Consider the following 20,618-nt stretch of genomic DNA (forward strand, 5'->3'; position numbering starts at 1 on the left):
GGACCCGACGCCGACCGAGTGCGGGGCGGCTCTGGTGGGGGAGGGCGGCATCCGACACACTGAACGGATGGGATCAGCGTTGACCACCATAGGACTTCCCGTCGCGCTCGGGATCATCATGTTCGGCCTCGGGCTGAGCCTCACGCCGCGCGACTTCGCCCGTGTCGCGACGCAGCCCAAGGCCGTGCTCGTCGCCCTCGGGTGTCAGCTGCTGCTCCTCCCGGTCTTGTGTTTCGGCCTGGTGATTCTCTTTCAGCTCCCCCCGATCCTCGCGGTCGGGATGATGATGCTCGCCGCCTCGCCGGGTGGCACGACCGCGAACCTCTACTCACACTTGTTCCGCGGCGACATCGCCCTGAACATCTCGCTCACCGCCCTGAACTCGGTCATCGCCGTCGTGACCCTCCCGCTGATCACGAACTTCGCGATCTGGTACTTCGATCCATTCGACGATCAGCTCGGCCTGCAGTGGGCCAAGACCCTCGAGGTGTTCGCGATCGTGCTGCTTCCCGTCATCGGCGGCATGATCGTGCGCCGACTCTGGCCGCGGTTCGCCCACGGGATGGACCGGCCCGTGCGGGTGACCTCGGTGATCGTCCTGGTCATCGTGATCGCCGGGGCCGTCGCGGCGAACTGGGCGCTGCTGGTCGAGAACGCCGGGCGCCTCGCGCTCATCACCATCGTGTTCTGTGCGCTCAGTCTGTCGGTCGGATACCTCGTGCCGCGACTGGTGCGAGTCGGGCGCCGGCAGGCGATCGCGTCGTCGTTCGAGATCGGCATCCACAACGCCACCCTCGCGATCGTCATCGCCCAGACGGTGCTGGGGTCGGTCGAGCTGAGCCTTCCCGCCGCTGTCTACGGCGTGCTGATGTTCTTCATCGCGTTCGGCTTCGGATTCCTCATCCGGGGAAGGCAGGATGCGCCCGACACCGACGGGACAGAAGCGGCCGCGGCCTCCACAAGCGGGGAGCGGGCATGACGGGCGGATGCCTCCCGGAGCCGTCGGCGGAGTCCTTAGACTGGCCGCACACCGGACGAGGAGGCTGCATGCGCCCGTTGACCGAGAACGACGTCCGCGAGTCGTTCGTGAACGCCGCACCCGAGGAGATCACGCGGGTGAAGCTGCCCGCCGACTTCGTGCTGACGGAGTGGGACCACACCGACTTCTTCGCATGGCGGGATCCGCAGACCCGCGGCAGGGGCTACATGATCGCCGAGGTCGGCGGGGAACCGACCGGTGTGGTGCTGCGGGCGAGCTCGGGCTCGTCCCACGCCCGCCCGGCGATGTGCAACCTGTGTCACACGATGCAGCCCGGCGACCAGGTCGCCCTGTTCACGGCGCGCAAAGCGGGGGATGCCGGCGACAACGGCGACAGCATCGGCACGTACATCTGCGCCGACCTGTCGTGTCATGAGAACGTTCGGCTTGCCGCGCCTCTGGCTCCGAACGAGATGCGGGCGAGTGTCGACCGCCGCATCGACGGCACCCGTCAGCGCGCCGAGGCGCTCGTGAACCGCGTGGCGGAGGCCGCATGACCGGCTCGGTGGTCGTCATCGGCGACGCGCTCATCGACGAGATCCGCGACGAGCGCGGAGTGCGGGAGTTCGTCGGGGGAGCGGCGCTGAACGTGGCGGTCGGGCTCACTCGGCTGGGCGTTCCCACGACGCTCATCGCGATGGTCGGCGACGACGAGTCCGGCGATCACATCCGCTCCTACCTCCACGACTACGACGTCGAGCTCCTCGCCTCTCCTGCGCCGCGCGGTTCGTCGCGCGCCGTCAGCACACGGGGTCCCGGTGGCGAGCCGGTGTACGAGTTCAACGAGGCGGCGCAGAACCGCAGCATCCGGTTCGGCGAGGCCGAACGCGCTGCGATCTCGACGGCCGCGGTCGTGGCCGTCAGCTGCTTCCCGTTCGATGTCCCCGCCGAGGCCGAGGCGCTCGCCGACGCTCTCGAGACATCCGTCGTCGCCCTCGATCCGAATCCGCGCGAGGGGATGATGCACGACCGCGCCGAATTCGTGCGCGGGTTCGAGGCGCTCGCCGCGTCGGCCGACCTCGTGAAGGTGGGCGACGACGACGCGACGCTGCTGTACCGGCAGGGGCTCGACACCGTCGTGGAGCGACTGCGCGCGGCCGGAGCCACCGCGGTGCTCGCCACGCGAGGGCGCGACGGCGCGACGATCGTCGCCGGCACGGAGTCCATCACACAGCCGATCTCCACCATGCCCGGGCCGATCGTCGACACGATGGGGGCGGGCGACGCGTCATTTGCGGTGACGATCGCCGCCCTCGCCGACGCCGAGGGCGCGGTCGTGCCCGATTGGCGGGAGATCCTCGTCGACGCGATGGATGCGGCGGCTGCCACGTGCCGCTTCGAGGGGGCGCTACTGCGCCTGCCGTCGGTGTTCGATGACACCGATATCGACCGCATCGGCACGTGATGCCGCGGGGCATCGGGGACCGCCTGCGTCGATTTCTGCGGGCGCGTATCCGGGGGTAAGATTGTTGATCGCGCCTCTGGTCGACTGGAAAAGCCGGACAGGTGCGCACTTGGCGAGTTACCCAAGCGGCCAAAGGGATCTGACTGTAAATCAGCCGTCTTCGACTTCGGGGGTTCGAATCCCTCACTCGCCACTCATGTGAAAGGCCCCGCGATGCGCGGGGCCTTTCGTCGTTCCCGGTTCATCCACAGCCCGCCGCCTGACCCTCGCCCGGGTCGATGACCCCGTGCGAGGATGGTCGATGCGGAGCACCCGCGGAGAAAGGTTCGACCATGACTGCGCCCTATCCACCCGAAGCCCCGGCCGACGAGACCTCGAGCTCGAAGCTGATCCGTGCCGCGATCTGGGTCGCGATCGGCGCGCTCATCGCGGCCGCGTTCGTGTGCGTGGTGTGGGTGTTCGTCGGCTCCGACAACGGCATCATCGGTCGGGCCTTCCTCACGATCCTGCTGTTGGCGGGCTTCGCCGGTGCCGCCCTGCTGGATGCGCATCTCGCGCCACGACGACCGGCATGGTTCGCGCTGGCGAGCATGGGCGTCTGGATCGTCATCCTGCTGCTCGGGGCGACCATGATCTGGATGCCGGAGCGCTCCTTCTACAGCGGCTTCGGCCGTTTCGTGCAGTTCCTGCTCATCGTGCTGGTGCTGCAGCTCGTGCTGCTGCACGTGCGCCTGTTCACCAAGGCGCTGCAGCGCAACCGCACGACCTTCACTCTCGTGGTCTACGCCGTGACGGTGAGCCTCGTGGCCATCCTCGCCGTCATGCTCGTGCTGCCGCTCGCCTTCCACGAGTACATCCGATTCGCCTCGCTCTACTGGCGCTTCGTCGTCGCCATCACGATCCTCGCCGCCGTCGGCACCGCGCTGCTGCCGCTCGTGAACGCCCTGTTCGCACCCCGCCCGCCGCGTGCCCGGCCGGCGCCGGTGGCCTGGCCGACCTACGTCGACGGTCGCACTCCGCTGCCGGTTCTCGTCGACGGAAGCCCCGACTGGAACGCCTACTACACCGGCTACCCCACTCAGCCCTACGCGCAGCCCGGCGCCGCACAGCAGCCGACGCCCGCGTATCAGCCCGAGCCGACGTACCCGCCCCCGGCGGCCGCCGCTCCGACACCAGGCGTCGCCGAGCCACCGGCGTACGCCCCGCAGACCGCCGCACCCGAGCCTTCCGCGCAGCGGCCGCCGGAGACCGCTCCGCCGGTGCCGCCGGCGCCCGCCGATGACCCCGCGCCGGCTCAGCCGGCGGGGGAGCCCGGCGGAGGCGAACCGCAGCCGACATCGGCCGCCGGTCACGCCGCGCGCCAGCAGCCGCCCTCGCCCATGCCCTGGGGGCCCGCTCCGGCCACGGAGTCGTTCCCCGCCGGTCCCCAGCGCTCCGGTGCCCAGGAGGATGCCGGCGACGCAGACACCCCGCCGGCCGCGCCCGGCTACGAGGGCTACCCGCCGCCCCCGCCGCTGCCGCCGCGCACCTGACCGTTCGACTCACGCGACCTCGACGCGTGACGCCCGTCGGGATCCGCGAGCGTCACGCTCCGAGGATCTCCCGGACCGCCATCGCCGCGTTGTGGCCGCCGAGACCGCTGACCGCGCCGCCTCGTCGCGCGCCGGAGCCGCAGAGCAGGATCCGGTCGTGCGCGGTGGCGACACCCCACCGTCGTGCGGAAGTGTCGAGCGTCTCGCCGGGTTCCGCCCACGGCCATGACAGCGGGCCGTGGAAGATGTCCCCGGCGACCATGCCGAGGGACGCTTCGAGGTCGGCTGTCGTGCGCGCTTCGATGCAGGGGTCTCCGTCCGCATCCTCGTAGAGGCAGCCGGCCAGCGGCTCGCCCAGTACCGCGTCGAGGGACCGTTCGGCCGCGGAGAGCAGTTCGCTCCGATACGCGTCCGGGTCGCGGCCCGCCGCCAGCCGGTGCGGCACGTGCAGCCCGAAGAGGGTGAGCGTCTGCGCGCCCGTCGCCCGCAACGGGTCACCGAGGATCGACGGGTCGGACAGCGAGTGGCAGTAGATCTCGGCCGGAAGCGGATCCGGCACGCGACCGGCCTGCGCGGCGGCTGCCGCCGAGTCCAGCTGCGAGAGTGTCTCGTTCACGTGGAACGTGCCCGAGAACGCCGCCTCCGGCGCGACGTGCGCATCGCGTAGCCGCGGCAGTCGTCGCAGCAGCATGTTCACCTTCAGCTGCGCGCCCTCGACGGGTGCGCTTGAATCGGCCGCATCCGCCCCGCCCGCGCGCAGCAGGTCGGTGAGCACGGCAGGCCCGACTCCGCTGAGCACGATCCGACCGTTCAGCACGCGAGGTTCGTCGCCGCCCACGTGCACTTCGCCGTCGGGCGATATCGCCGTCACGGGCGCCGCCGTGAGAATCTGCGCGCCCGCGGCGCGAGCCGCCCGTTCGAGTTCGCTCGTCACCCGTCCCATCCCGCCGACCGGCACATCCCAGTCGCCGGTTCCGCCGCCGATGACGTGGTAGAGGAAGCACCGGTTCTGCCGGAGAGATGGGTCATCGGCGGCGGCGAACGTGCCGATCAGGCCGTCGGTGAGCACCATGCCTCGAGCGATGTCCGACGTGACGGATGCGCGTACGAGGCCGCCGAGCGGCTGCTCCACCAGCGCCTCCCACAGGCCGTCGTCGCCCCATCGAGCCCTCATCTCCGCTGCGGACGGGAGGGGAGAGGTCATCGACGGGAAGGTCGCCGCGGCGACGGCGCCGAGGCGGTCGGACAGGTCGGCGAAGCGTCGCGCTTCGTGCGGGTCCCCGGTGACGCGCGCGAAGGAGTCCGCCGTGGCCTGCGCATCCGCCGTGTCGATCAGGACACCGCGATCGGGATGGAGCGGATCGGGCGTATACGAGGAGTATCGCCGGCGCGTCAACCGCACCCGCAGTCCGAGATCGTCGATCACGTGGCGGGGCAGGAGGCTCACCAGGTAGGAGTACCGCGACAGGCGTGCGTCGACTCCGGCCCACGGCCGTTCCGACACCGCGGCGCCGCCGACGTGGCCGAGGCGTTCGAGGACCGCGACCGAGCGACCGTCGCGGGCGAGGTAGGCGGCGGCGACGAGGGCGTTGTGGCCCCCGCCCACGATGACGACGTCATGGGTGTGCGCGGCAACGGCGACCATGCCTTCACCGTAACCACCCGGCGTATAGCGTGGAAGCATGACGCTTGCCGCCGAACTCGAGGCCATCGCGATCGCCGTCGCTCGAGAGGGCGGCGACCTCGCCCGTCGTCGTCGCAGCGAGGGGGTGGCGATCGCCGCGACGAAGTCGGCCCTGGCCGACATCGTCACCGAGGCCGACCGCGAGGTCGAGACGCTCATCCGTGACCGGATCGCCGTCGCACGCCCCGATGACGGCTTTCTCGGCGAGGAGGGCGGCACGCACGCCGGCACGTCGGGCATCACGTGGGTCGTCGACCCGATCGACGGCACGGTCAACTACGCGTTCGGCATCCCGGCATACGCGACCAGCGTCGCGGCTGTGACCGGAACGCCGACGCCGGGGGCGTGGGAGGTGCTCGCCGGTGTCGTCTACAGCCCCGCCCAGGGAGAGCTGTTCCACGCCGCCGCCGGTCACGGAGCGTGGCTCGACGGACGTCAGCTGAGCGTCAACGCCGCACCCGGCCCCGCCGGAGCGCTGCTGGCCACGGGTTTCGGCTACGACGCCGCCACTCACGCGGCCGACCTCGCGCTCGTCGGCCGCGTGATGCCCCTCGCCCGCGACATCCGCCGCATCGGCGCCGCCGCGCTCGACATCGCGTACGTCGCCGCCGGCCGGGTCGACGGTTTCTTCGAACGCGGACTCAAGCCCTGGGACCACGCCGCCGCCGATCTGCTCGTCACCGAGTCGGGCGGTGAGATCGCGTGGATCGACGATCAGGAGCGCCCGCTGACGGTGGCCGCCGGTCCTGCGCTGATCGAGCAGCTGGTCGCCGTCGCGTCGCGCCCGGCCTGAAACACAAACGTCACATATGGATTCGCCGAACCGCATGTCCACGGATGGAGTTCTCAGGGTCGCGCGGGTAGGGTGTTTACCCGATCGTTACTTTTCACCGTTCGGTCGGTGAGAAGGGTCTATTCCCCCGAAAGACCGTCGCTTCCCCCGCGACTCGACCCGAGAGCCCCACCCGCTTGCTTCCCGATTCCCCCCTGGCTGAGCCCGCGCCCACCCGGCGCTCCAGCCGTGCTCACCGCGCGCCTGCCCCGGCGTCGTCGGCGGAGTTTCCGGCCGTCGAGCACGCGGTCCCACGTCACGGCTCAGCTTCCTCGGCCGACATCCCGATGATTCCCGCATCTCCCCAGCCCGCGGCGCCGACATCGCGCCGCGCTGCGCGAGCGGCCCGCGCCGTCACCGGTGTGATCCCGGTCGATGAGTCCGCCCCCGAGACGGCGACGATGGATGCCGCCAAGGCGCCCGAGCCCTCGGTCGTCGTCACCGAGGTGACCGGTGTGGACCGGTCGGCGTCCGACGTCCCGACGGACGAGAGGGACAGCGGCGCTCCGGTCATCGACGACTTCGACACCGCCGCGCGGCGGCTCAACTTCACCGGCGAGACGCCCGTGCAGCGAACGGTCGCGGCCGAGGACCCAGCCGACGGTGAGGCGCCTGCAGCGGATCTCGGCGCATCCGCGGCCGCTCCCCGGGTGTCCCGCCGGGTGTCGGGTGCCTCCTTCAAGCGCCTGGCGACCGCGTCGTTCTCGATCGGCGTCATGAGTGTCGTGACGCTTCTGGCCGTCGGTACCACCACGCCGGCCGAAGCGCTCGCCGCCGCCACGGGGGAGAGCGTCGCGGGCACGGTCATCGCTCCCGGAGCGACCGACCTGACGGCCGAGGAGGCCGACGAGATCCAGGCGTACGTCGCGCCGGAAGGTGTGCAGAACCTCCAGATTCAGCGCAGCGAGAGCTACGGCACCGAGACCTATGCCGAGCTCGCCGCCGAATCGGGCATCACCCAGACCTCCGACCTGTTCTACAACGACCCGAACGCCGAGATTCAGTGGCCGTTCGCCGTCGGAGTCCCGATGAGCTCCGGATTCGGCATGCGCTGGGGTGCCCTTCACGAGGGAATCGACTTCGTTCCCGGTTTGGGGTCGCCCATCCAGGCTGTCGCTGACGGCGTCGTGCGGGTGGCGACCGAGTCGGGCGGTGCGTACGGGGTGCACGTCATCATCGATCACGTCATCGACGGCGAACTCGTCTCGACCCATTACGCGCACATGCAGTACGGGTCGCTCCAGGTCGAGGTCGGTCAGGAGGTCGAGGTCGGCACGACCATCGGTCTGGTCGGCAACACCGGCCGCTCCACGGGGCCGCACCTTCACTTCGAGGTGCTCATGGGAGGCGAGACGGCCATCGATCCGCTGCCGTGGCTCCGCGAGCACGCCGGGGGCTGATCCGATTTCAAGGGGATGCAGCGACCTGATATCCTCTTTGAGTTGCCCGCTTGCGGGTGGCATGCCCCGATAGCTCAGTGGCAGAGCACTTCCATGGTAAGGAAGGGGTCGTCAGTTCAATCCTGACTCGGGGCTCGCAGCATCCACACAGACCGCGGATGCGTCGCGGCAGGGTAGCTCAGTTGGTGAGAGCGCACGACTCATAATCGTGAGGTCGCGGGTTCAAGCCCCGCTCCTGCTACCGATTCAAACCCCCGGAATTCCGGGGGTTTTGTCGTGTGGGCATGAGCCCCGGCCCTTCGCGAAATCGCGGGGTGGGTCTGGCAATCAGCATTCCGCGCAAGAGTCAAGGGCCCCTGATCGCGTCGGCGTTCTCGGTAGCTTCGCGATATCGCACCCGACGCGGATGGAACCTGCATGCCCCCTTCACTTCCCTTCACCACCGGTGAGCTCATCGGTGGTCGCTACCGGGCGATGGGGGTGCTCGGAAGCGGCGGCATGGCGGACGTCATTCGCGCCGAAGACACGCAACTCGGCCGGACGGTGGCGATCAAACGCTTGCGCGATCAGGATGCCGCAGCGGCGGATCGTGCCCGGAGCGAGATGGCACTGCTGGCATCGTTGAATCATCCCGGGCTCGTGACGTTGTTCGACGCGCGCATCGCGGAGGACGGCCAGACCTATCTCGTGATGGAATTCGTCGACGGCGTGACGCTCGCCGAAAGACTCGATGGCGGCCCGCTGCCCAGCGATGAAGTGGGCGCAATCGCCCTCGACCTGACGGAAGCTCTCGCCGCGGTGCACGCTGCCGGCATCGTTCATCGCGATGTGAAGCCGGCGAACATCCTGCTGGCGGCCGAGCGTCGTGCGGCGGAACGCCACCGGGCACGACTCGCCGACTTCGGGATCGCCCACCTGGCCGGGACCGAGCGATTCACCGAACCCGGCCTCGTCGTCGGCACAGCGGCCTTCCTTGCACCCGAGCAGGTGCGCGGGGAGAGCCCGGCTCCTCCGGCTGACGTGTACGCGCTGGGACTGGTGCTCCTGCAGGCACTCACCGGGCAGCGCGCGTTCCCTCAGGCCACGGGCGTGGAATCCGTCGTCGTCCGCCTCACGAACCCACCGCTCATCCCGCCGTCCGTGGGGCCGGAATGGGCGCCACTTCTTGCTCGCATGACGGCGATCGATCCGGCCGCGCGTCCGACCGCGGTCGAGGTGGCGGCTCACGTGCGCGATTTCGCGCACCCGCACGGCGACCTCGCGCCGTCGCCCCAGCGTGCCGCTGCCGCATGGGACACGCCGACGGTGGGGGACATCGACACCGTCGCAACACCGGCACCGGCACCGGCACCGGCACCGGCACCGGCACCGGCACCGGCACCGGCGACGCGCACGCTCGTGGACGAAGCCGTGGCCGCGTCTGCGGTCCCTCACGGCAGTGCCGGCGCCCACGTCGCCGGTGCTCGACGCCGGACCACCCGCCATCGCCCCGGATCACGTGGATGGGCCCTGGCGGCATCGGCGACAATGGCGCTGACGCTCGGCTGTTCCGTGTGGTTGGCGTCATGGGCGGTGTCCGCGGACTCGGTCGGTGAAGAGGTTCTCACAGAGCAGACGGTGCTTCCCACTCCGGTCGAGCCGAGCGAGACGGAGACCGGGGATTACGGAGCTGTGAACGAGACCGTGTCGGATGCGCCGAGCGGCTCATCAGGCGACGAGACGACCGAAGACGACGCTTCACAGCCTCCCTCACAGGGGGCGACGGCCAACGTCGATGACGGGAATGCCGAGGAGAACGTCGACGGCGAACTCGACGGGGGCGCCGCGAATGCGGGAGCCAACAGCAACGCCGGCGGGAACGGCAACGACAACGCTGCGGCAAACAGCAATGCTGGAGGGAACGGCAACGCCGGCGGCAACGGCAGGGGACGTGACTGACGCGTCGTTCCATCGTGTGTCAAGGCCGTGCCGCAGACCGTCCCGATCGCCTAACGTCGCGGGCTGGAGGTGATCCTATGAACGGATCCGAGGAGACCGCAGATTTCGAGGCGTCGAAGCGGGCGCGGAAGGCTGCCCTCGACGACTCGTTGTCGAGCGCACGCTCGAGCGACGATCCGGAACCGAAGGGGAGGGCTCGCGCGAACACCGCGGTATGGCTGGTTGCGGGGGGCGCTCTCGCCGTGCTCATGCTCGCGTTCTTCATCTACGGATTCACGCTGCAGATCGTCGTTCCGATCATCGGCCTGATCGTCACCATCGGGCTCTACATCGGTCTGGTCGTCGCGGCCCTGACGATTCCTCACGGGCGCAAGCGGCTTCGGGCGTTGGCCATCATCATGGGCGCTCTCGCGCTGTCCATGCTCGTGCTCGGGCTCGTCTTCTACGGCATCGAGGCGGCGAGCTTCGAGCAGATCAACTCCGTCCCCTGACGCGCTCGGTGAGCAAGACGGAAGGGGCCGCGTCCGCGTCCGCGTCGAGTGGTCGTCCGGAAGCCGACGACCCGGTCAAGGTGCGGTGGCCCACGCGGATCCGGCGAGACACCTGGCGATACTCCCTGCGCCGCGCCGTGCACGAGTTCGGGCAGGACGGATGCGTCGACGCCGCCGCGGGACTGACCTTCTTCGCGGTGCTGTCGGTGTTTCCCGGGTTGCTCGCGTTCGTCTCGATCATCGGGCTCATCGCCGACGGTCCCGAGGTGATCGAGCGCGGCCTGGAAATGATCGAAGGAGCCGTGCCCGCCGCGGTCCTCGACATCGTGCGCGAGCCGCTGTCGAGCATGGCCGCAGGATCCTCCGCATCGCTGAGCCTGGTCATCGGCGTCGCGGCGGCCATCTGGTCGGCGTCGCTCTACGTCGGAGCCTTCGGGCGCGCGATGAACCGCATCTACGAGATCGACGAGGGGCGTCCGTTCTGGATGCGCAAGCCGCTGGATGTGCTGGTCACGATCGTGATCGTGGTCTTCGTCGTCCTCGTCGCGGCCCTCGCTTTCCTCTCCCGGCCGGTGGTGGAGGCCCTCGGCTCCGCACTGGCCTGGCGCGAGGGTGCGGTGATCGTGTGGCAGATCGCCCGGTGGCCGCTTCTGGCCGCGTGCGTGGTCGTCATCATCGCGCTGCTGTATTACGCCACGCCGAACATCCGCCAGCCCAAGGTGCGCTGGCTCACGCTCGGCGCGATCGTGGCGGTCGCGCTCCTCGCGGCGAGTTCGTTCGGCTTCCGCACCTACGTCGCGAACTTCTCCCAGTACGAGCGCACGTTCGGCTCCCTGGCGGGAATCGCGGTGTTCCTGATCTGGGTTTTCATCCTCAACCTCGCGCTGCTGCTGGGTGCGGAATTCAATTCCGAACTCGAGCGCGGTCGCCAGCTGCAGGCGGGTGTGGTCGCCGAGGAGAGTCTGCAGCTTCCGCCGCGTGATGAACGAGCTCTCGACCGCATGCACGCGACCCAGCGTGCAGACGAGGAGCGCGGCGCGCTGCTTCGCCAGGGCGAGCCGCTTCCGAGTCACCCGGTCTCAGCGCTCGACCGCATCAAGGAGATCGTGCGCTCGTGGCGCTCCCGAGGCGATTGAGGTGCGCGCTCAGCCGGCGTGATGGTGATGGATCTCGTCGTGCAGGCGGGACATCGCCGGAATCGTCGTCGCGCCGATCCAGATGATGCGCGGACCGGAGTCGGATCCGCACATCCACTCCGACAGCCACGCGCGCGTCGCGGCCTCGAGGCGTGCCCCGCGAGGGCTCATCGTGGCGTCGACCCCGACATCGGTCCGGCACAGCCAGTGCACCGACATCCCCTCCGGCCGCCGCAGCGACTGGATCTGGACGGAGGTCGCGACCTCGAGGAACACGTGGCCGAAGGCGTCCACCGGAAGGCGTTCGAGCGTCGCCTGCACGTACGGCACGTCGGAGCTGTCGCCGGCGAACAGGAAGAGCGGAGAGTCGGTGGAGACGGTCACCCCTTCAGGTTAGGGTGCCCTAACTTCGAGCGCAACGGATGGGACGGATCAGGCCCCGCCTGACGATGCGGACGGATCCGGGCCGAGCCGGACGGAGCGCCGCTCCACGAGGATCGTGTCGCGCCACGTGCCGGCGTGCGGACCCAGAAGCGAGAGTGCGATCCGCTCCCGCCTGCCCACGACGCGAAAGCGAGTCTGCTCGTGCAATCGCAGACTCGCGGTGTTCTCGGGAAAGATGCTCGATTGGATCGTCCAGTAACCGGCCTCCTCGGCCTCGGCTACCAGGGCCTGAAGCAGTCGTCGACCGATCCCGGCGCCGCGCTTGACCGGGTCGACGTACACGGAGTGCTCGATCACGCCTCGATATGCCGCCCGTACCGATACCGGTGAGGCGGCGGCCCATCCGAGAACCGCCCCGCGCTCATCGACGGCGACGAGTCTTGCCGGTCGGATCCTGCCGGCGTCGAACTGCTCCCACGTGGGCGTGTCGGTTTCGAACGTGGCCTCGCCCGAAGCGATTCCGGCGGCGTAGATCTGCTCGACATCGGTCCAGTCGGCGGCGGTCATCACCTGGATGCGGATCATCAGCAGCACGAACCGCCCTCGGCGAGGCCGGTGGAGCAGACGCCGGTCGCGGGCAGGGTGAGCCGAACCTCTGCTGCGGCGGGTGCATCGCCATCGAGCCATGCCGTGATGGAGCGGACCTGCTCATACCCGGTCGCGAGAAGGAACGTCGGTGCCCGGCCGTAGGACTTCATGCCCGCCAGGAAGAACCCCGGCTCCGCGTGCCGAAGTTCGGCGAACCCGTGCGGCGCGACCGTGCCGCACGAGTGCACATTCGGGTCGATGAGGGGCGCCAGCCGGCGCGGCGCCTCGATGACGTCATCGAGCTCGAGTCGGATCTCGCGCAGCATGCTGAGGTCGGGACGGAAGCCGGTCGCGTTCACCACGACGTCGGCGTCCATGTGGGCCGGCTCGTCGTGGCGGGTGCCGACCACGGTCACCCCGCCGACGTCGGTCGACTCCAGGTGTGAGATCTCGAACGAGTCGATCACCGCGATGCGTCCGGCGTGGACCAACTGCTCCACGCGAGAGCCGAGGGCGGCGCGATCGGTGAGCTCGTCGTCCGGCGACGAGGAGACACGGATCGCGGAGGCGTTGCGGATGAGCCACGTCGCCCGTGTCGCCGGCTCGGTTCTCGCCACCTCGGCAAGGGCGATCAGGGTGTTCGACGCCGAGTGGCCGGCGCCGACGACGACGGTGTGCTTTCCCGCGAACGACGCCCGCTCGGTGCCGAGCACGTCGGGAAGCGCATGGTGCACGAGATCGGGGACATCGGCGAGGCCGAGCGGATCCAGCCCGGACGAAGCGAGCGGGTTCGGCGTCGCGTAGGTGCCGGACGCATCGATCACCGCGCGGCCCGTCAGTTCCTCGACGATCCCCTCGGCGGTCCGCACGCGGAGCAGGAACGGCGCTCGAGCGCGGCCGGCGGTGCGGGTGCGGTCCATCCCCTTCCGCGTCACGGCGATCGCGCGCGTGCCGAACCGTATGCGCGGCCCGATCTGCGGCAGTGCGGCGAGGGGCTCCAGGAATGCGTCGACGAGTTCGTGGCCGGTGGGCGATCGGCTCTCATCGGCCGGCATCGTCCAGCCGGACGCTTCGAGCAGACGTCGGGAAGCCGGATCGATGACGTGCCGCCACGGCGAGAACAGTCGCGTGTGGCCCCAGAGTCGAATGGATGCGGCGACGCGATCGCCGGCCTCGATGACGACGAAGTCCCTGCCCCGCTCGGCGAGATTCGCTGCTGCGGCGAGCCCGACCGGGCCGGCCCCGATGATGACCACCGGCAACGCCGTCCGCGGATCGTCCGCCTCGACTCTCGGCGTCAGTTCGAGCAACGTCATGGTGGCCTCCACGGGATATCGATGAGTATCGATGCACAGTATGACGTCGGGTATCGAAACCTGTCAATATTTACTACTATCGATATATGGTCGCGATGCTCGAGGTCACCGATGTCACGCAGGGCGCGGCATGCTGCGCGCCCCTGAAGAGGGCGCCGATCGGCCCCGACGAGGCGGAGCGGATGGCCGCCACGCTGAAGGCGCTCGCGGATCCGGCACGGCTGCGACTGCTGTCGCTCGTGGCCTCCCATGCGGATCAGGAAGCGTGCGTGTGCGATCTCATCGATCCGATCGGGCTGTCCCAGCCGACGGTCTCGCACCACCTGAAGGTGCTCACGGAGGCCGGATTCCTCCACCGGTCGAAGCGGGGCACCTGGGCGTACTACCGGCTGGTGCCCGACGCTCTCGAGCAGGTGTCCGCGGTGCTCATCGGCGCCTGACGCTCCCGCCGTCGGCCCGAGTCCGGTCGGTGGTCAGACCCACGACGGATGCGTCCACCGGGCAGGGCGGTCCAGCTCGCCGTAGCGCATATCCACCCCGGAAGACGTGATCTCCGCCGCGCACAGCAGCAGCGACTGCGTCGGGTACCCGTGTGGGCGATTGTCGCGGATGATCGCGCGATCGTCATCGGGGGAGAGCTCCGCGGAGCGGTCCAGCACGCCCAGCCATGCTTCGATCCAGGCGTCGGGTCGGCCGGACGCCGCGCGGAACGCGTCGAGCCACGCGGCGATGCGTGCGGTGGAGGCGTCGTCGACATCGTCGTGGGCGAGCATGTGGACACCCGGCTCGAGGCTCCGCGAACGGAGGTCGCGCCCATCCCACGACACCACGCGCACCGCTGAGCCGTCGACGTCGACCAGATTGAAGCCGTGCGTGCGCGGGTCGCCCGAGGGAACCGAGCCCTGCACCGCATCCAGGGGGAGAACCCCGCGCGAGACCAAATCGGCCTCGGGTCGGTCCGAGACATCGGCACGGTTGAGCAGCACCGCCAGCCGGCCCGCATCCGGCAGCGCCGCCAGCCAGGCACCGCCGGCGCGCACGTCACGCACGCCCACGATGCGGTCGTCGCGCTCGGGCCACCACGCCCCGAGCGGATTCCAGGGCCGGGCGGGATCCTCGTCGCGCACGGCCAGCAACCGCGTGGGGGCGCCGGGCGCGCTCGGGACGCTCACGATCACCGTGCACATGCGGGTCTCCTCGGTCGGCTCGGGTGAGGCGGTGGCAAGATCGAAGCGTGTTCATCGTCGTCGGCGTCACCGGTGGCATCGCCGCCTACAAGTCCGTCCACCTCGTGCGCCGCTTCGTGAAGGCGGGGCACGACGTGCACGTGATCCCCACCGACGACGCCCTGCGGTTCGTCGGACTGACCACGTGGGAGGCGATCAGCCGCAACCCGGTGACGACATCGGTGCACGATGACGTCGCCCGCGTTCGGCATGTCTCCCTCGGCCAGTCCGCCGACCTCGTGGTCGTCGCACCGGCGACGGCGAACTTCCTCGCGAAAACGGCCGCCGGACTCGCCGACGACCTCTTGGGCACCACCCTACTCGCGACCACCGCCCCGGTCGTCGTGGCTCCGGCCATGCACACCGAGATGTGGCAGCACCCCGCGACCCGCGCCAACATCGCGACGCTGCGCGACCGCGGCGTGCACATCGTGGGCCCTGCCGACGGAGAGCTCACCGGCGGTGATTCCGGGCCGGGGCGCATGACCGAGCCGGATGAGATCGCCGACATCGCCCTGACCGTGCTCGCGCCGAAAGACCTCGCCGGTGTTCGCGTGGTGGTCAGCGCCGGTGGCACCCGCGAACCGCTCGACCCGGTGCGCTACATCGGCAATCGTTCGAGCGGCCGACAGGGCGTCGCCGTCGCCCTCGCAGCGGCCGATCGCGGCGCGGACGTCACCCTGGTGGTCGCGCACGTCGAGACGGAGGCGGCCGCATCCGCGCGCCGGCATCCGCGCATACAGACCGTGGAGGTCGGCACCGCGGCCGATCTGCAGTCGGTCGTCGGGGCGGCCGCGGTCGGGGCCGATGTCGTCGTGATGGCCGCGGCCGTCTCGGACTACCGGGTCGCGGCCGTCTCCGACACCAAGCTCGCCAAGGAGACGGATGACGGTCTCACCCTCGAGCTCGTGCAGAACCCCGACATCCTCGCGGGTCTCGCCGCCGCCCGGCCCGACGGGCAGACGATCGTGGGATTCGCGGCCGAGACCGAGCCGGACCGAGAGCGCCTGCTCGAGCGGGGTCGGCGCAAGCGCGAGCGTAAGGGCGCGGACCTGCTCGTCGTCAACGAGGTGGGGTGGTCGCGCGGGTTCGAGCAGCCGGACAACGCGGTGGCGATCATCGGCCACGGCGGGCACGTGGTCGCCGAGCGGCGCGGCAGCAAGCGCGAGATCGCCGACGCCCTCTGGGACGTCGTCGTGACGGCGCGGCGATCCCGGAACGCCCGGGAATGACGAAGGCCGCCACCGGCGGGTGACGGCCTTCGCGAAGTCGATCAGCGGATCAGGACAGTGCCTTCGCCTTGAGCTTCTCGTACTCCTCGGTGGTGATGGTGCCGGCCTTCAGCAGCTCGGCGGCGTGGGCGATCTCCTCGGCCGGGCTCTTGCCGCCCGAGACCTGCTGGATGTACGCGTCGGTCGCCGCCTTCGCCTGCTGCGCCTCGGAGGCGCTGCGCTCGGCCATGCCCTTGCCGCGCGCGATGAGGTAGACCAGCGCGGTCAGGAAGGGCACGAAGATCAGGAAGATGATCCACAGCGCCTTCCACCAGCCGTTCAGCTTGTGGTCGCGGAAGAGGTCGCCGATGATGGCGAACAGCGCGAAGAGGTAGGCGATGAACGCGAATGCGAACAAGAACCACCAGATCACGTCGAAAAAGTTCTCCCAGAAGCCCATATTCTCGTCCTTTCGGCGTTCTGCATGGATGCGAGGTGTTGCGCAGGTCGTGCAGAGCGAAGCGCGCAAGGAGGAACGCGTCCCCCACCGCGGAATGATACCGCTCCCTGGGAAAACGTTGGGAACGAATTCTGCGGATGCTGCCTCCGGTCGCGCTGACACCGCATCCGGTCCGCCTCGTGCAGGTGCGGACGCGGCGGCCCCACCGGATGCGCGCCGGTAAGGTGGGCGTGCGGCGCCACCCGCGCGCCCGTGAACGGATAGGCGCGATGAGCACGACCCCGCCCGGATGGTACGACGACGGACACGGCGCGCTGCGCTGGTGGGACGGTGCCCAGTGGACCGAGCACGTCCACGTGCCCGAGCAGCCGGAAGCTGCAGCGGAACCGGACCACGACGCCCCCGCTGAGGCCTCCACGATGTCCACGGACGCCTCCGCGACACCCGCCGACGCGGACCCCGCTTCGCAGCTGTTCGCGGCCCCGGGAAGCGCCTCCGACGTCACGCCGCCCGGTCAGCCCGCCTTTCAGCAGACGGGTGACCCGCAGGTCTCGGGTCTACCGCCCGCGGGCTACCCCGGTGCAGGGGTCGGAGGCGCGTTCATCTCCGCCACCGAGCCGAAGTCCTCCAAGCTCTGGATCGTGTGGGTGGTCGTGGGTGTCGTGCTCCTGGGCATCGTGGCGCTCGCGGCGGTCTTCATTCCGCTCGCGCTGGGCATGCTGCAAGGCGGCGGCGCCGCCTCCGGCGAGACGGCCGATGAGCGCGCGGCGATCGAGACCGTGCAGACCTACGACAGCGCCTGGCGCGAGGGGGACTGCGACGCCTACGTCGCCTCGACCACGGAGTACTTCCGCGACTACCTCGGCATCGCGGACTGCGAGACCTTCCAGGTGAGCGCCGCCGAGTTCGCCGCGACCACGTCGGGCTACGAACTGACGGTGACCGACATCGAGACCGGCGACGGCGAGATCGTGCTGCAGACCCGCGAGACGTACATGTCTAGTGTCGACGAATACGGTTCGCCGCTGCCCGAGCCGCAGCCGGCTCAGGACGACTACACGTATGTCCTGGTGTCGGAGGACGGCGCCTGGCTCATCGACGACGCATCGGTCGAATGAGCGAAGCCGCTGTCCGCGCGCGCACGCCGCGCTTCATCATCACGTGCCTTCTCGTCGGCGCCCTCGCCGGCCTCCTCTCCGGACTCTTCGGCGTCGGGGGCGGCACCGTCATCGTGCCGCTGCTCATGCTCATCCTCGGCTTCGACCAGCGCCTCGCCGCGGGCACGTCGCTCGCCGCGATCGTTCCGACCGCGACGGTGGGGGTGATCTCCTACGCGGTGCACGGCTCGGTCGCATGGATCCCCGCCCTCATCCTCGCCGGCGGCGCGGTGATCGGAGCGCAGATCGGCACGTGGCTGCTCGCACGTCTGCCGGTCACGGTGCTGCGGTGGGGCTTCGTCGCCTTCCTCGCGGTGGTGATCGTGAGCCTGTTCTTCGTCATCCCGTCGCGCGAGGCGGGGCTGCCGCTGACGTGGCTGAGCGGTGCCGCCCTCGTGGCGCTCGGGGTGATCACCGGGATCCTCGCCGGGCTCCTCGGCGTCGGCGGGGGCGTGATCGTCGTGCCGGCTCTCGTGCTCCTGTTCGGCACCAGCGACCTGCTCGCCAAGGGCACCTCGCTGCTGATGATGATCCCCACGGCTGTGTCGGGGACGATCGGGAACGTGCGCCGCAGGAACGTGGACCTCGTCGCGGCCGCGCTCGTCGGAGGGGCCGCCTGCGCGACCACGGCCCTCGGCGCGCTGATCGCGACACTGGTCGACCCGTTCGTGGGCAACATGCTCTTCGCCGCGTTCCTCGTCGTCATCGCCGTGCAGATGGCCCTGCGGGCGATCAAGGGCCGCCGGCGCTGATCCATCCTGGGATCCATCGCGGGATGCATCGTGCCGCAGCCGTCTCAGCGGCCCTCGGTAGGATGGAACCGTGGCAGTGAACCCCGAGCTGGTCGGTCGGACCTTTCCGCCGACGGCCCCGTACCTCGTGGGTCGCGAGAAGGTGCGCGAGTTCGCGCGCGCGGTCTTCGCCGACGACCCCCAGCACACCGACCCCGACGCGGCGCGAGCCCTCGGCTACGACGACGTCGTGGCGCCGCCGACCTTCGCCATGGTCGTCCAGGACCTCACGCTGCAGCAGCTGCTGGCCCTCGACGACAGCGGCATCGCGCTCGAGCGTCTCATCCACGCGGAGCAGCGTTTCCGCTACACGCGCCCGATCGTGGCCGGCGACGAGCTGACCGCTCAGCTGTCGATCTCCGGCGTGCGCGCCGTCGGAAAGGGCGCCATGGTCACCAGCGAGGCGGAGATCGTCGACGCGCAGGGCGCGCACGTCGTCACCGCCGTCTCGGTGCTGCTGGTGGGAGGCGAGGACTCATGACCTCGACCGGACTGAGCGTGGGCGACCACGTCGCCGAGCGCACCGTGCATCTGACCCGCGAATCCCTCGTGCGCTACGCGGGGGCCTCGGGAGACTTCAACCCCATCCACTACCGTGACGATGTCGCCGAGCGGGTCGGTCTGCCCGGCGTGCTCGCCCACGGCATGCTCACGATGGGGCTCGCGGTGGAGACCATCGTGCCGTGGCTGGGCGATGCCGGCCGCATCGTCGAGTACGGGGTGCGCTTCACGAGGCCCGTCGTGGTCGACGCCGTGTCGGGCGCCGAGGTGTCGGTGGATGCCGTCGTCGGCGCCGTCGACGAGGACACGGCCCGCATCGACCTCACCGTGCGGCACGCCGACACGACGGTGCTCGGCAAGGCGCAGGTGCGGGTGCGACACGCCTGATGGCCGAGATCACGCCGATACGCCTCGCCGAGCTCACCACGCTCCGCACCGGCGGGGCGCCCGAGCGCATGATCGAGGCGCACACCCGCGACGAGCTCGTAGAGGCGCTCCGTTTCGTCTGGGCGACCGGTGACGAGTGGCTCGTCCTCGGCGGAGGCTCCAACCTCTTCGTCGGCGACGACCCGCTCGAGGGCACCGTCATCCGCGTGCTCACCCGCGGCATCGAGCGCCTGCCGTCGCCCCACGAGGGACGCGCCCGGCTGCGCGTGCAGGCCGGTCACGGCTGGGACGACCTCGTGGCGCACGCGGTCTCGGAGGGGCTCGCGGGCCTGGAGGCGATGTCGGGCATCCCCGGCACCGTCGGTGCCGCTCCGGTGCAGAACATCGGCGCGTACGGCCAGGAGATCGTGCGAACGCTCGTCGAGGTGGACCTGATCGACGAGTCCACCGGCGAGGTGTCCACCGTTCCTGCCGCGGACCTCGGGCTGGGGTTCCGCACCTCCGTGCTGAAGGCCCACTACGGGTCGGTTCCGGGTCGCTCAGCGGTGATCCTGTCGGCGACCTTCGACCTGGCCGAGGTGGGGACCGAAGCTCGACCGGTGGCGGGGGTGCAGCTGCGCACCGCGCTCGGACTGGCCGACGATGGCACCGCGACCCTCGCCGAGATCCGGGAGCGCATCCTCGAGATCCGCGCGAGCAAGGGGATGGTGCTCGACGCGGACGATCCCGACACGTGGAGTGCGGGCTCGTTCTTCCAGAACGCCGTCGTGCCCGCCGCGATCGCCCGCTCGCTGCCGCCGGAGTGTCCGCGCTGGCCGGTCGAGCCGGACCTCGACCCCGTTCTCGTGATCCCGCTCGCCGTCTTCGACGGTCACGTGCCCACCCCGGAGACGCGGGAACCCGACGTGAAGGTGAGCGCTGCGTGGCTCATCGAGCAGGCGGGTCTTCGCAAGGGCTTCCGCCTGACGCCGTCGCGCGCGGGCCTGTCGACGAAGCACGCGCTCGCGCTGACCAACCGCGGCGGCGCGACGGCCGCCGAGATCGCGCAGCTGGCGCGATTCATCCGCGCTCGCGTGCATGCCGAGTTCGGCCTGCTCCTGCAGCCGGAACCCGTGCTCGTGAACATCGAGCTCTGACGCC

The 20,618-nt window shown here is 70.1% G+C and carries 22 protein-coding genes and 3 tRNA genes; 19 read left to right on the forward strand and 6 right to left on the reverse strand.

Going from position 1 to position 20,618, the window contains the following annotated elements; translation table 11 throughout:
- Positions 1 to 79: 79 nt before the first annotated feature.
- From IM777_RS03725 to IM777_RS03745, 5 genes are all read left to right on the forward strand, one after another.
- The gene (locus IM777_RS03725; RefSeq protein ID WP_228480943.1) at positions 80 to 979 is read left to right on the forward strand and encodes a bile acid:sodium symporter family protein; all 900 of its coding nucleotides are present in this window, start codon (positions 80 to 82) and stop codon (positions 977 to 979) included.
- Between the two features lie 68 nt (positions 980 to 1,047).
- Entirely contained in the window at positions 1,048 to 1,536 is a 489-nt protein-coding gene (locus IM777_RS03730) for an FBP domain-containing protein (protein ID WP_194384702.1), read from the forward strand.
- Positions 1,533 to 2,444: a carbohydrate kinase family protein gene (locus IM777_RS03735; RefSeq protein ID WP_194384703.1), complete on the forward strand. Its 912-nt coding sequence runs from the start codon at positions 1,533 to 1,535 to the stop codon at positions 2,442 to 2,444. The genes IM777_RS03730 and IM777_RS03735 overlap by 4 nt, the downstream gene beginning before the upstream one ends.
- A gap of 111 nt (positions 2,445 to 2,555) precedes the next feature.
- Positions 2,556 to 2,637: transfer RNA gene (locus tag IM777_RS03740), tRNA-Tyr, on the forward strand.
- A gap of 139 nt (positions 2,638 to 2,776) precedes the next feature.
- Positions 2,777 to 3,976 (forward strand): hypothetical protein, encoded by a 1,200-nt coding sequence (locus IM777_RS03745; RefSeq protein ID WP_194384704.1) that lies wholly within the window; start codon positions 2,777 to 2,779, stop codon positions 3,974 to 3,976.
- A 52-nt stretch (positions 3,977 to 4,028) separates the two neighbouring features.
- On the opposite strand, the gene IM777_RS03750 is transcribed toward IM777_RS03745, so the two are convergent.
- Entirely contained in the window at positions 4,029 to 5,621 is a 1,593-nt protein-coding gene (locus IM777_RS03750) for a phytoene desaturase family protein (protein ID WP_228480944.1), read from the reverse strand.
- Between the two features lie 37 nt (positions 5,622 to 5,658).
- On the opposite strand from IM777_RS03750, the gene IM777_RS03755 reads away from it, so the two are divergent.
- The 7 genes from IM777_RS03755 to IM777_RS03780 all read left to right on the forward strand — a co-directional run bounded on the left by IM777_RS03755 (position 5,659) and on the right by IM777_RS03780 (position 11,457).
- On the forward strand, positions 5,659 to 6,453 hold the full coding sequence (locus IM777_RS03755; protein ID WP_194384706.1) for an inositol monophosphatase family protein: 795 nt from the start codon (positions 5,659 to 5,661) through the stop codon (positions 6,451 to 6,453).
- Positions 6,454 to 6,779: 326 nt separating this feature from the next.
- On the forward strand, positions 6,780 to 7,892 hold the full coding sequence (locus IM777_RS03760; protein WP_194384707.1) for a M23 family metallopeptidase: 1,113 nt from the start codon (positions 6,780 to 6,782) through the stop codon (positions 7,890 to 7,892).
- Between the two features lie 63 nt (positions 7,893 to 7,955).
- Positions 7,956 to 8,027 (forward strand) — tRNA-Thr (locus IM777_RS03765).
- A 32-nt stretch (positions 8,028 to 8,059) separates the two neighbouring features.
- Positions 8,060 to 8,133 (forward strand) — tRNA-Met (locus tag IM777_RS03770).
- 176 nt (positions 8,134 to 8,309) lie between these two features.
- Positions 8,310 to 9,830, forward strand: a complete 1,521-nt coding sequence (locus IM777_RS03775) for a serine/threonine-protein kinase (RefSeq protein ID WP_194384708.1) — start codon at positions 8,310 to 8,312, stop codon at positions 9,828 to 9,830.
- Positions 9,831 to 9,907: 77 nt separating this feature from the next.
- Entirely contained in the window at positions 9,908 to 10,321 is a 414-nt protein-coding gene (locus tag IM777_RS17140; RefSeq protein WP_071043809.1) for a hypothetical protein, read from the forward strand.
- Between the two features lie 8 nt (positions 10,322 to 10,329).
- Entirely contained in the window at positions 10,330 to 11,457 is a 1,128-nt protein-coding gene (locus IM777_RS03780) for a YihY/virulence factor BrkB family protein (RefSeq protein WP_071043808.1), read from the forward strand.
- A gap of 9 nt (positions 11,458 to 11,466) precedes the next feature.
- On the opposite strand, the gene IM777_RS03785 is transcribed toward IM777_RS03780, so the two are convergent.
- From IM777_RS03785 to IM777_RS03795, 3 genes are read right to left on the reverse strand one after another with little or no spacing between them, the layout of a single operon-like run.
- Positions 11,467 to 11,841 carry an SIP domain-containing protein gene (locus tag IM777_RS03785; protein ID WP_071043807.1) on the reverse strand — a complete coding sequence of 125 codons (375 nt, stop codon included), beginning with the start codon at positions 11,839 to 11,841 and terminating at the stop codon, positions 11,467 to 11,469.
- Between the two features lie 48 nt (positions 11,842 to 11,889).
- Entirely contained in the window at positions 11,890 to 12,426 is a 537-nt protein-coding gene (locus IM777_RS03790) for a GNAT family N-acetyltransferase (RefSeq protein ID WP_194385433.1), read from the reverse strand.
- Complete coding sequence (locus IM777_RS03795) at positions 12,426 to 13,745, reverse strand: FAD-dependent oxidoreductase (protein ID WP_071044092.1); 1,320 nt, start codon at positions 13,743 to 13,745, stop codon at positions 12,426 to 12,428. The genes IM777_RS03790 and IM777_RS03795 overlap by 1 nt, the downstream gene beginning before the upstream one ends.
- 86 nt (positions 13,746 to 13,831) lie before the next feature.
- On the opposite strand from IM777_RS03795, the gene IM777_RS03800 reads away from it, so the two are divergent.
- Positions 13,832 to 14,185: an ArsR/SmtB family transcription factor gene (locus IM777_RS03800; RefSeq protein ID WP_194384709.1), complete on the forward strand. Its 354-nt coding sequence runs from the start codon at positions 13,832 to 13,834 to the stop codon at positions 14,183 to 14,185.
- Between the two features lie 33 nt (positions 14,186 to 14,218).
- Here IM777_RS03800 and IM777_RS03805 read toward each other — a convergent pair whose 3' ends face one another.
- Positions 14,219 to 14,932 carry an NRDE family protein gene (locus IM777_RS03805; protein ID WP_194384710.1) on the reverse strand — a complete coding sequence of 238 codons (714 nt, stop codon included), beginning with the start codon at positions 14,930 to 14,932 and terminating at the stop codon, positions 14,219 to 14,221.
- A gap of 47 nt (positions 14,933 to 14,979) precedes the next feature.
- On the opposite strand from IM777_RS03805, the gene coaBC reads away from it, so the two are divergent.
- Positions 14,980 to 16,203, forward strand: coding sequence for a bifunctional phosphopantothenoylcysteine decarboxylase/phosphopantothenate--cysteine ligase CoaBC (coaBC, locus tag IM777_RS03810; protein ID WP_194384711.1), 1,224 nt, complete (start codon positions 14,980 to 14,982; stop codon positions 16,201 to 16,203).
- A 49-nt stretch (positions 16,204 to 16,252) separates the two neighbouring features.
- On the opposite strand, the gene IM777_RS03815 is transcribed toward coaBC, so the two are convergent.
- Positions 16,253 to 16,642, reverse strand: coding sequence for an SHOCT domain-containing protein (locus IM777_RS03815; protein WP_071043803.1), 390 nt, complete (start codon positions 16,640 to 16,642; stop codon positions 16,253 to 16,255).
- A gap of 269 nt (positions 16,643 to 16,911) precedes the next feature.
- Here IM777_RS03815 and IM777_RS03820 point away from each other — a divergent pair, with 269 nt between their 5' ends.
- The 5 genes from IM777_RS03820 (at position 16,912) to IM777_RS03840 (ending at position 20,614) form a co-directional block, all read left to right on the forward strand.
- Complete coding sequence (locus tag IM777_RS03820; RefSeq protein ID WP_228480945.1) at positions 16,912 to 17,760, forward strand: DUF2510 domain-containing protein; 849 nt, start codon at positions 16,912 to 16,914, stop codon at positions 17,758 to 17,760.
- Entirely contained in the window at positions 17,757 to 18,551 is a 795-nt protein-coding gene (locus tag IM777_RS03825) for a sulfite exporter TauE/SafE family protein (protein ID WP_194384712.1), read from the forward strand. The genes IM777_RS03820 and IM777_RS03825 overlap by 4 nt, the downstream gene beginning before the upstream one ends.
- A gap of 70 nt (positions 18,552 to 18,621) precedes the next feature.
- Positions 18,622 to 19,071, forward strand: a complete 450-nt coding sequence (locus IM777_RS03830) for an FAS1-like dehydratase domain-containing protein (RefSeq protein WP_194384713.1) — start codon at positions 18,622 to 18,624, stop codon at positions 19,069 to 19,071.
- Entirely contained in the window at positions 19,068 to 19,478 is a 411-nt protein-coding gene (locus tag IM777_RS03835) for a MaoC/PaaZ C-terminal domain-containing protein (RefSeq protein WP_194384714.1), read from the forward strand. Before IM777_RS03830 ends, IM777_RS03835 begins: the two co-directional genes overlap by 4 nt.
- Positions 19,478 to 20,614 carry a UDP-N-acetylmuramate dehydrogenase gene (locus IM777_RS03840; RefSeq protein ID WP_194384715.1) on the forward strand — a complete coding sequence of 379 codons (1,137 nt, stop codon included), beginning with the start codon at positions 19,478 to 19,480 and terminating at the stop codon, positions 20,612 to 20,614. The genes IM777_RS03835 and IM777_RS03840 overlap by 1 nt, the downstream gene beginning before the upstream one ends.
- Positions 20,615 to 20,618 lie beyond the last annotated feature (4 nt).

The organism is Microbacterium luteum (assembly GCF_015277875.1).
Taxonomy (GTDB): domain Bacteria; phylum Actinomycetota; class Actinomycetes; order Actinomycetales; family Microbacteriaceae; genus Microbacterium; species Microbacterium luteum.

Excerpts from the sequence above, each read along its gene's own strand:
- IM777_RS03745 (WP_194384704.1), top strand. The coding sequence starts at position 2,777 with ATGACTGCGCCCTATCCACCCGAAGCCCCGGCCGACGAGACCTCGAGC.
- IM777_RS03760 (WP_194384707.1), top strand. The coding sequence starts at position 6,780 with ATGATTCCCGCATCTCCCCAGCCCGCGGCGCCGACATCGCGCCGCGCT.
- IM777_RS03820 (WP_228480945.1), top strand. The coding sequence starts at position 16,912 with ATGAGCACGACCCCGCCCGGATGGTACGACGACGGACACGGCGCGCTG.
- IM777_RS03840 (WP_194384715.1), top strand. The coding sequence starts at position 19,478 with ATGGCCGAGATCACGCCGATACGCCTCGCCGAGCTCACCACGCTCCGC.
- IM777_RS03755 (WP_194384706.1), top strand. The coding sequence starts at position 5,659 with ATGACGCTTGCCGCCGAACTCGAGGCCATCGCGATCGCCGTCGCTCGA.
- IM777_RS03825 (WP_194384712.1), top strand. The coding sequence starts at position 17,757 with ATGAGCGAAGCCGCTGTCCGCGCGCGCACGCCGCGCTTCATCATCACG.
- IM777_RS03805 (WP_194384710.1), bottom strand. The coding sequence starts at position 14,932 with ATGTGCACGGTGATCGTGAGCGTCCCGAGCGCGCCCGGCGCCCCCACG.
- IM777_RS03735 (WP_194384703.1), top strand. The coding sequence starts at position 1,533 with ATGACCGGCTCGGTGGTCGTCATCGGCGACGCGCTCATCGACGAGATC.
- IM777_RS03835 (WP_194384714.1), top strand. The coding sequence starts at position 19,068 with ATGACCTCGACCGGACTGAGCGTGGGCGACCACGTCGCCGAGCGCACC.
- IM777_RS03730 (WP_194384702.1), top strand. The coding sequence starts at position 1,048 with ATGCGCCCGTTGACCGAGAACGACGTCCGCGAGTCGTTCGTGAACGCC.
- IM777_RS03815 (WP_071043803.1), bottom strand. The coding sequence starts at position 16,642 with ATGGGCTTCTGGGAGAACTTTTTCGACGTGATCTGGTGGTTCTTGTTC.
- IM777_RS17140 (WP_071043809.1), top strand. The coding sequence starts at position 9,908 with ATGAACGGATCCGAGGAGACCGCAGATTTCGAGGCGTCGAAGCGGGCG.
- IM777_RS03795 (WP_071044092.1), bottom strand. The coding sequence starts at position 13,745 with ATGACGTTGCTCGAACTGACGCCGAGAGTCGAGGCGGACGATCCGCGG.
- IM777_RS03790 (WP_194385433.1), bottom strand. The coding sequence starts at position 12,426 with ATGATCCGCATCCAGGTGATGACCGCCGCCGACTGGACCGATGTCGAG.
- IM777_RS03800 (WP_194384709.1), top strand. The coding sequence starts at position 13,832 with ATGGTCGCGATGCTCGAGGTCACCGATGTCACGCAGGGCGCGGCATGC.
- IM777_RS03775 (WP_194384708.1), top strand. The coding sequence starts at position 8,310 with ATGCCCCCTTCACTTCCCTTCACCACCGGTGAGCTCATCGGTGGTCGC.
- IM777_RS03750 (WP_228480944.1), bottom strand. The coding sequence starts at position 5,621 with ATGGTCGCCGTTGCCGCGCACACCCATGACGTCGTCATCGTGGGCGGG.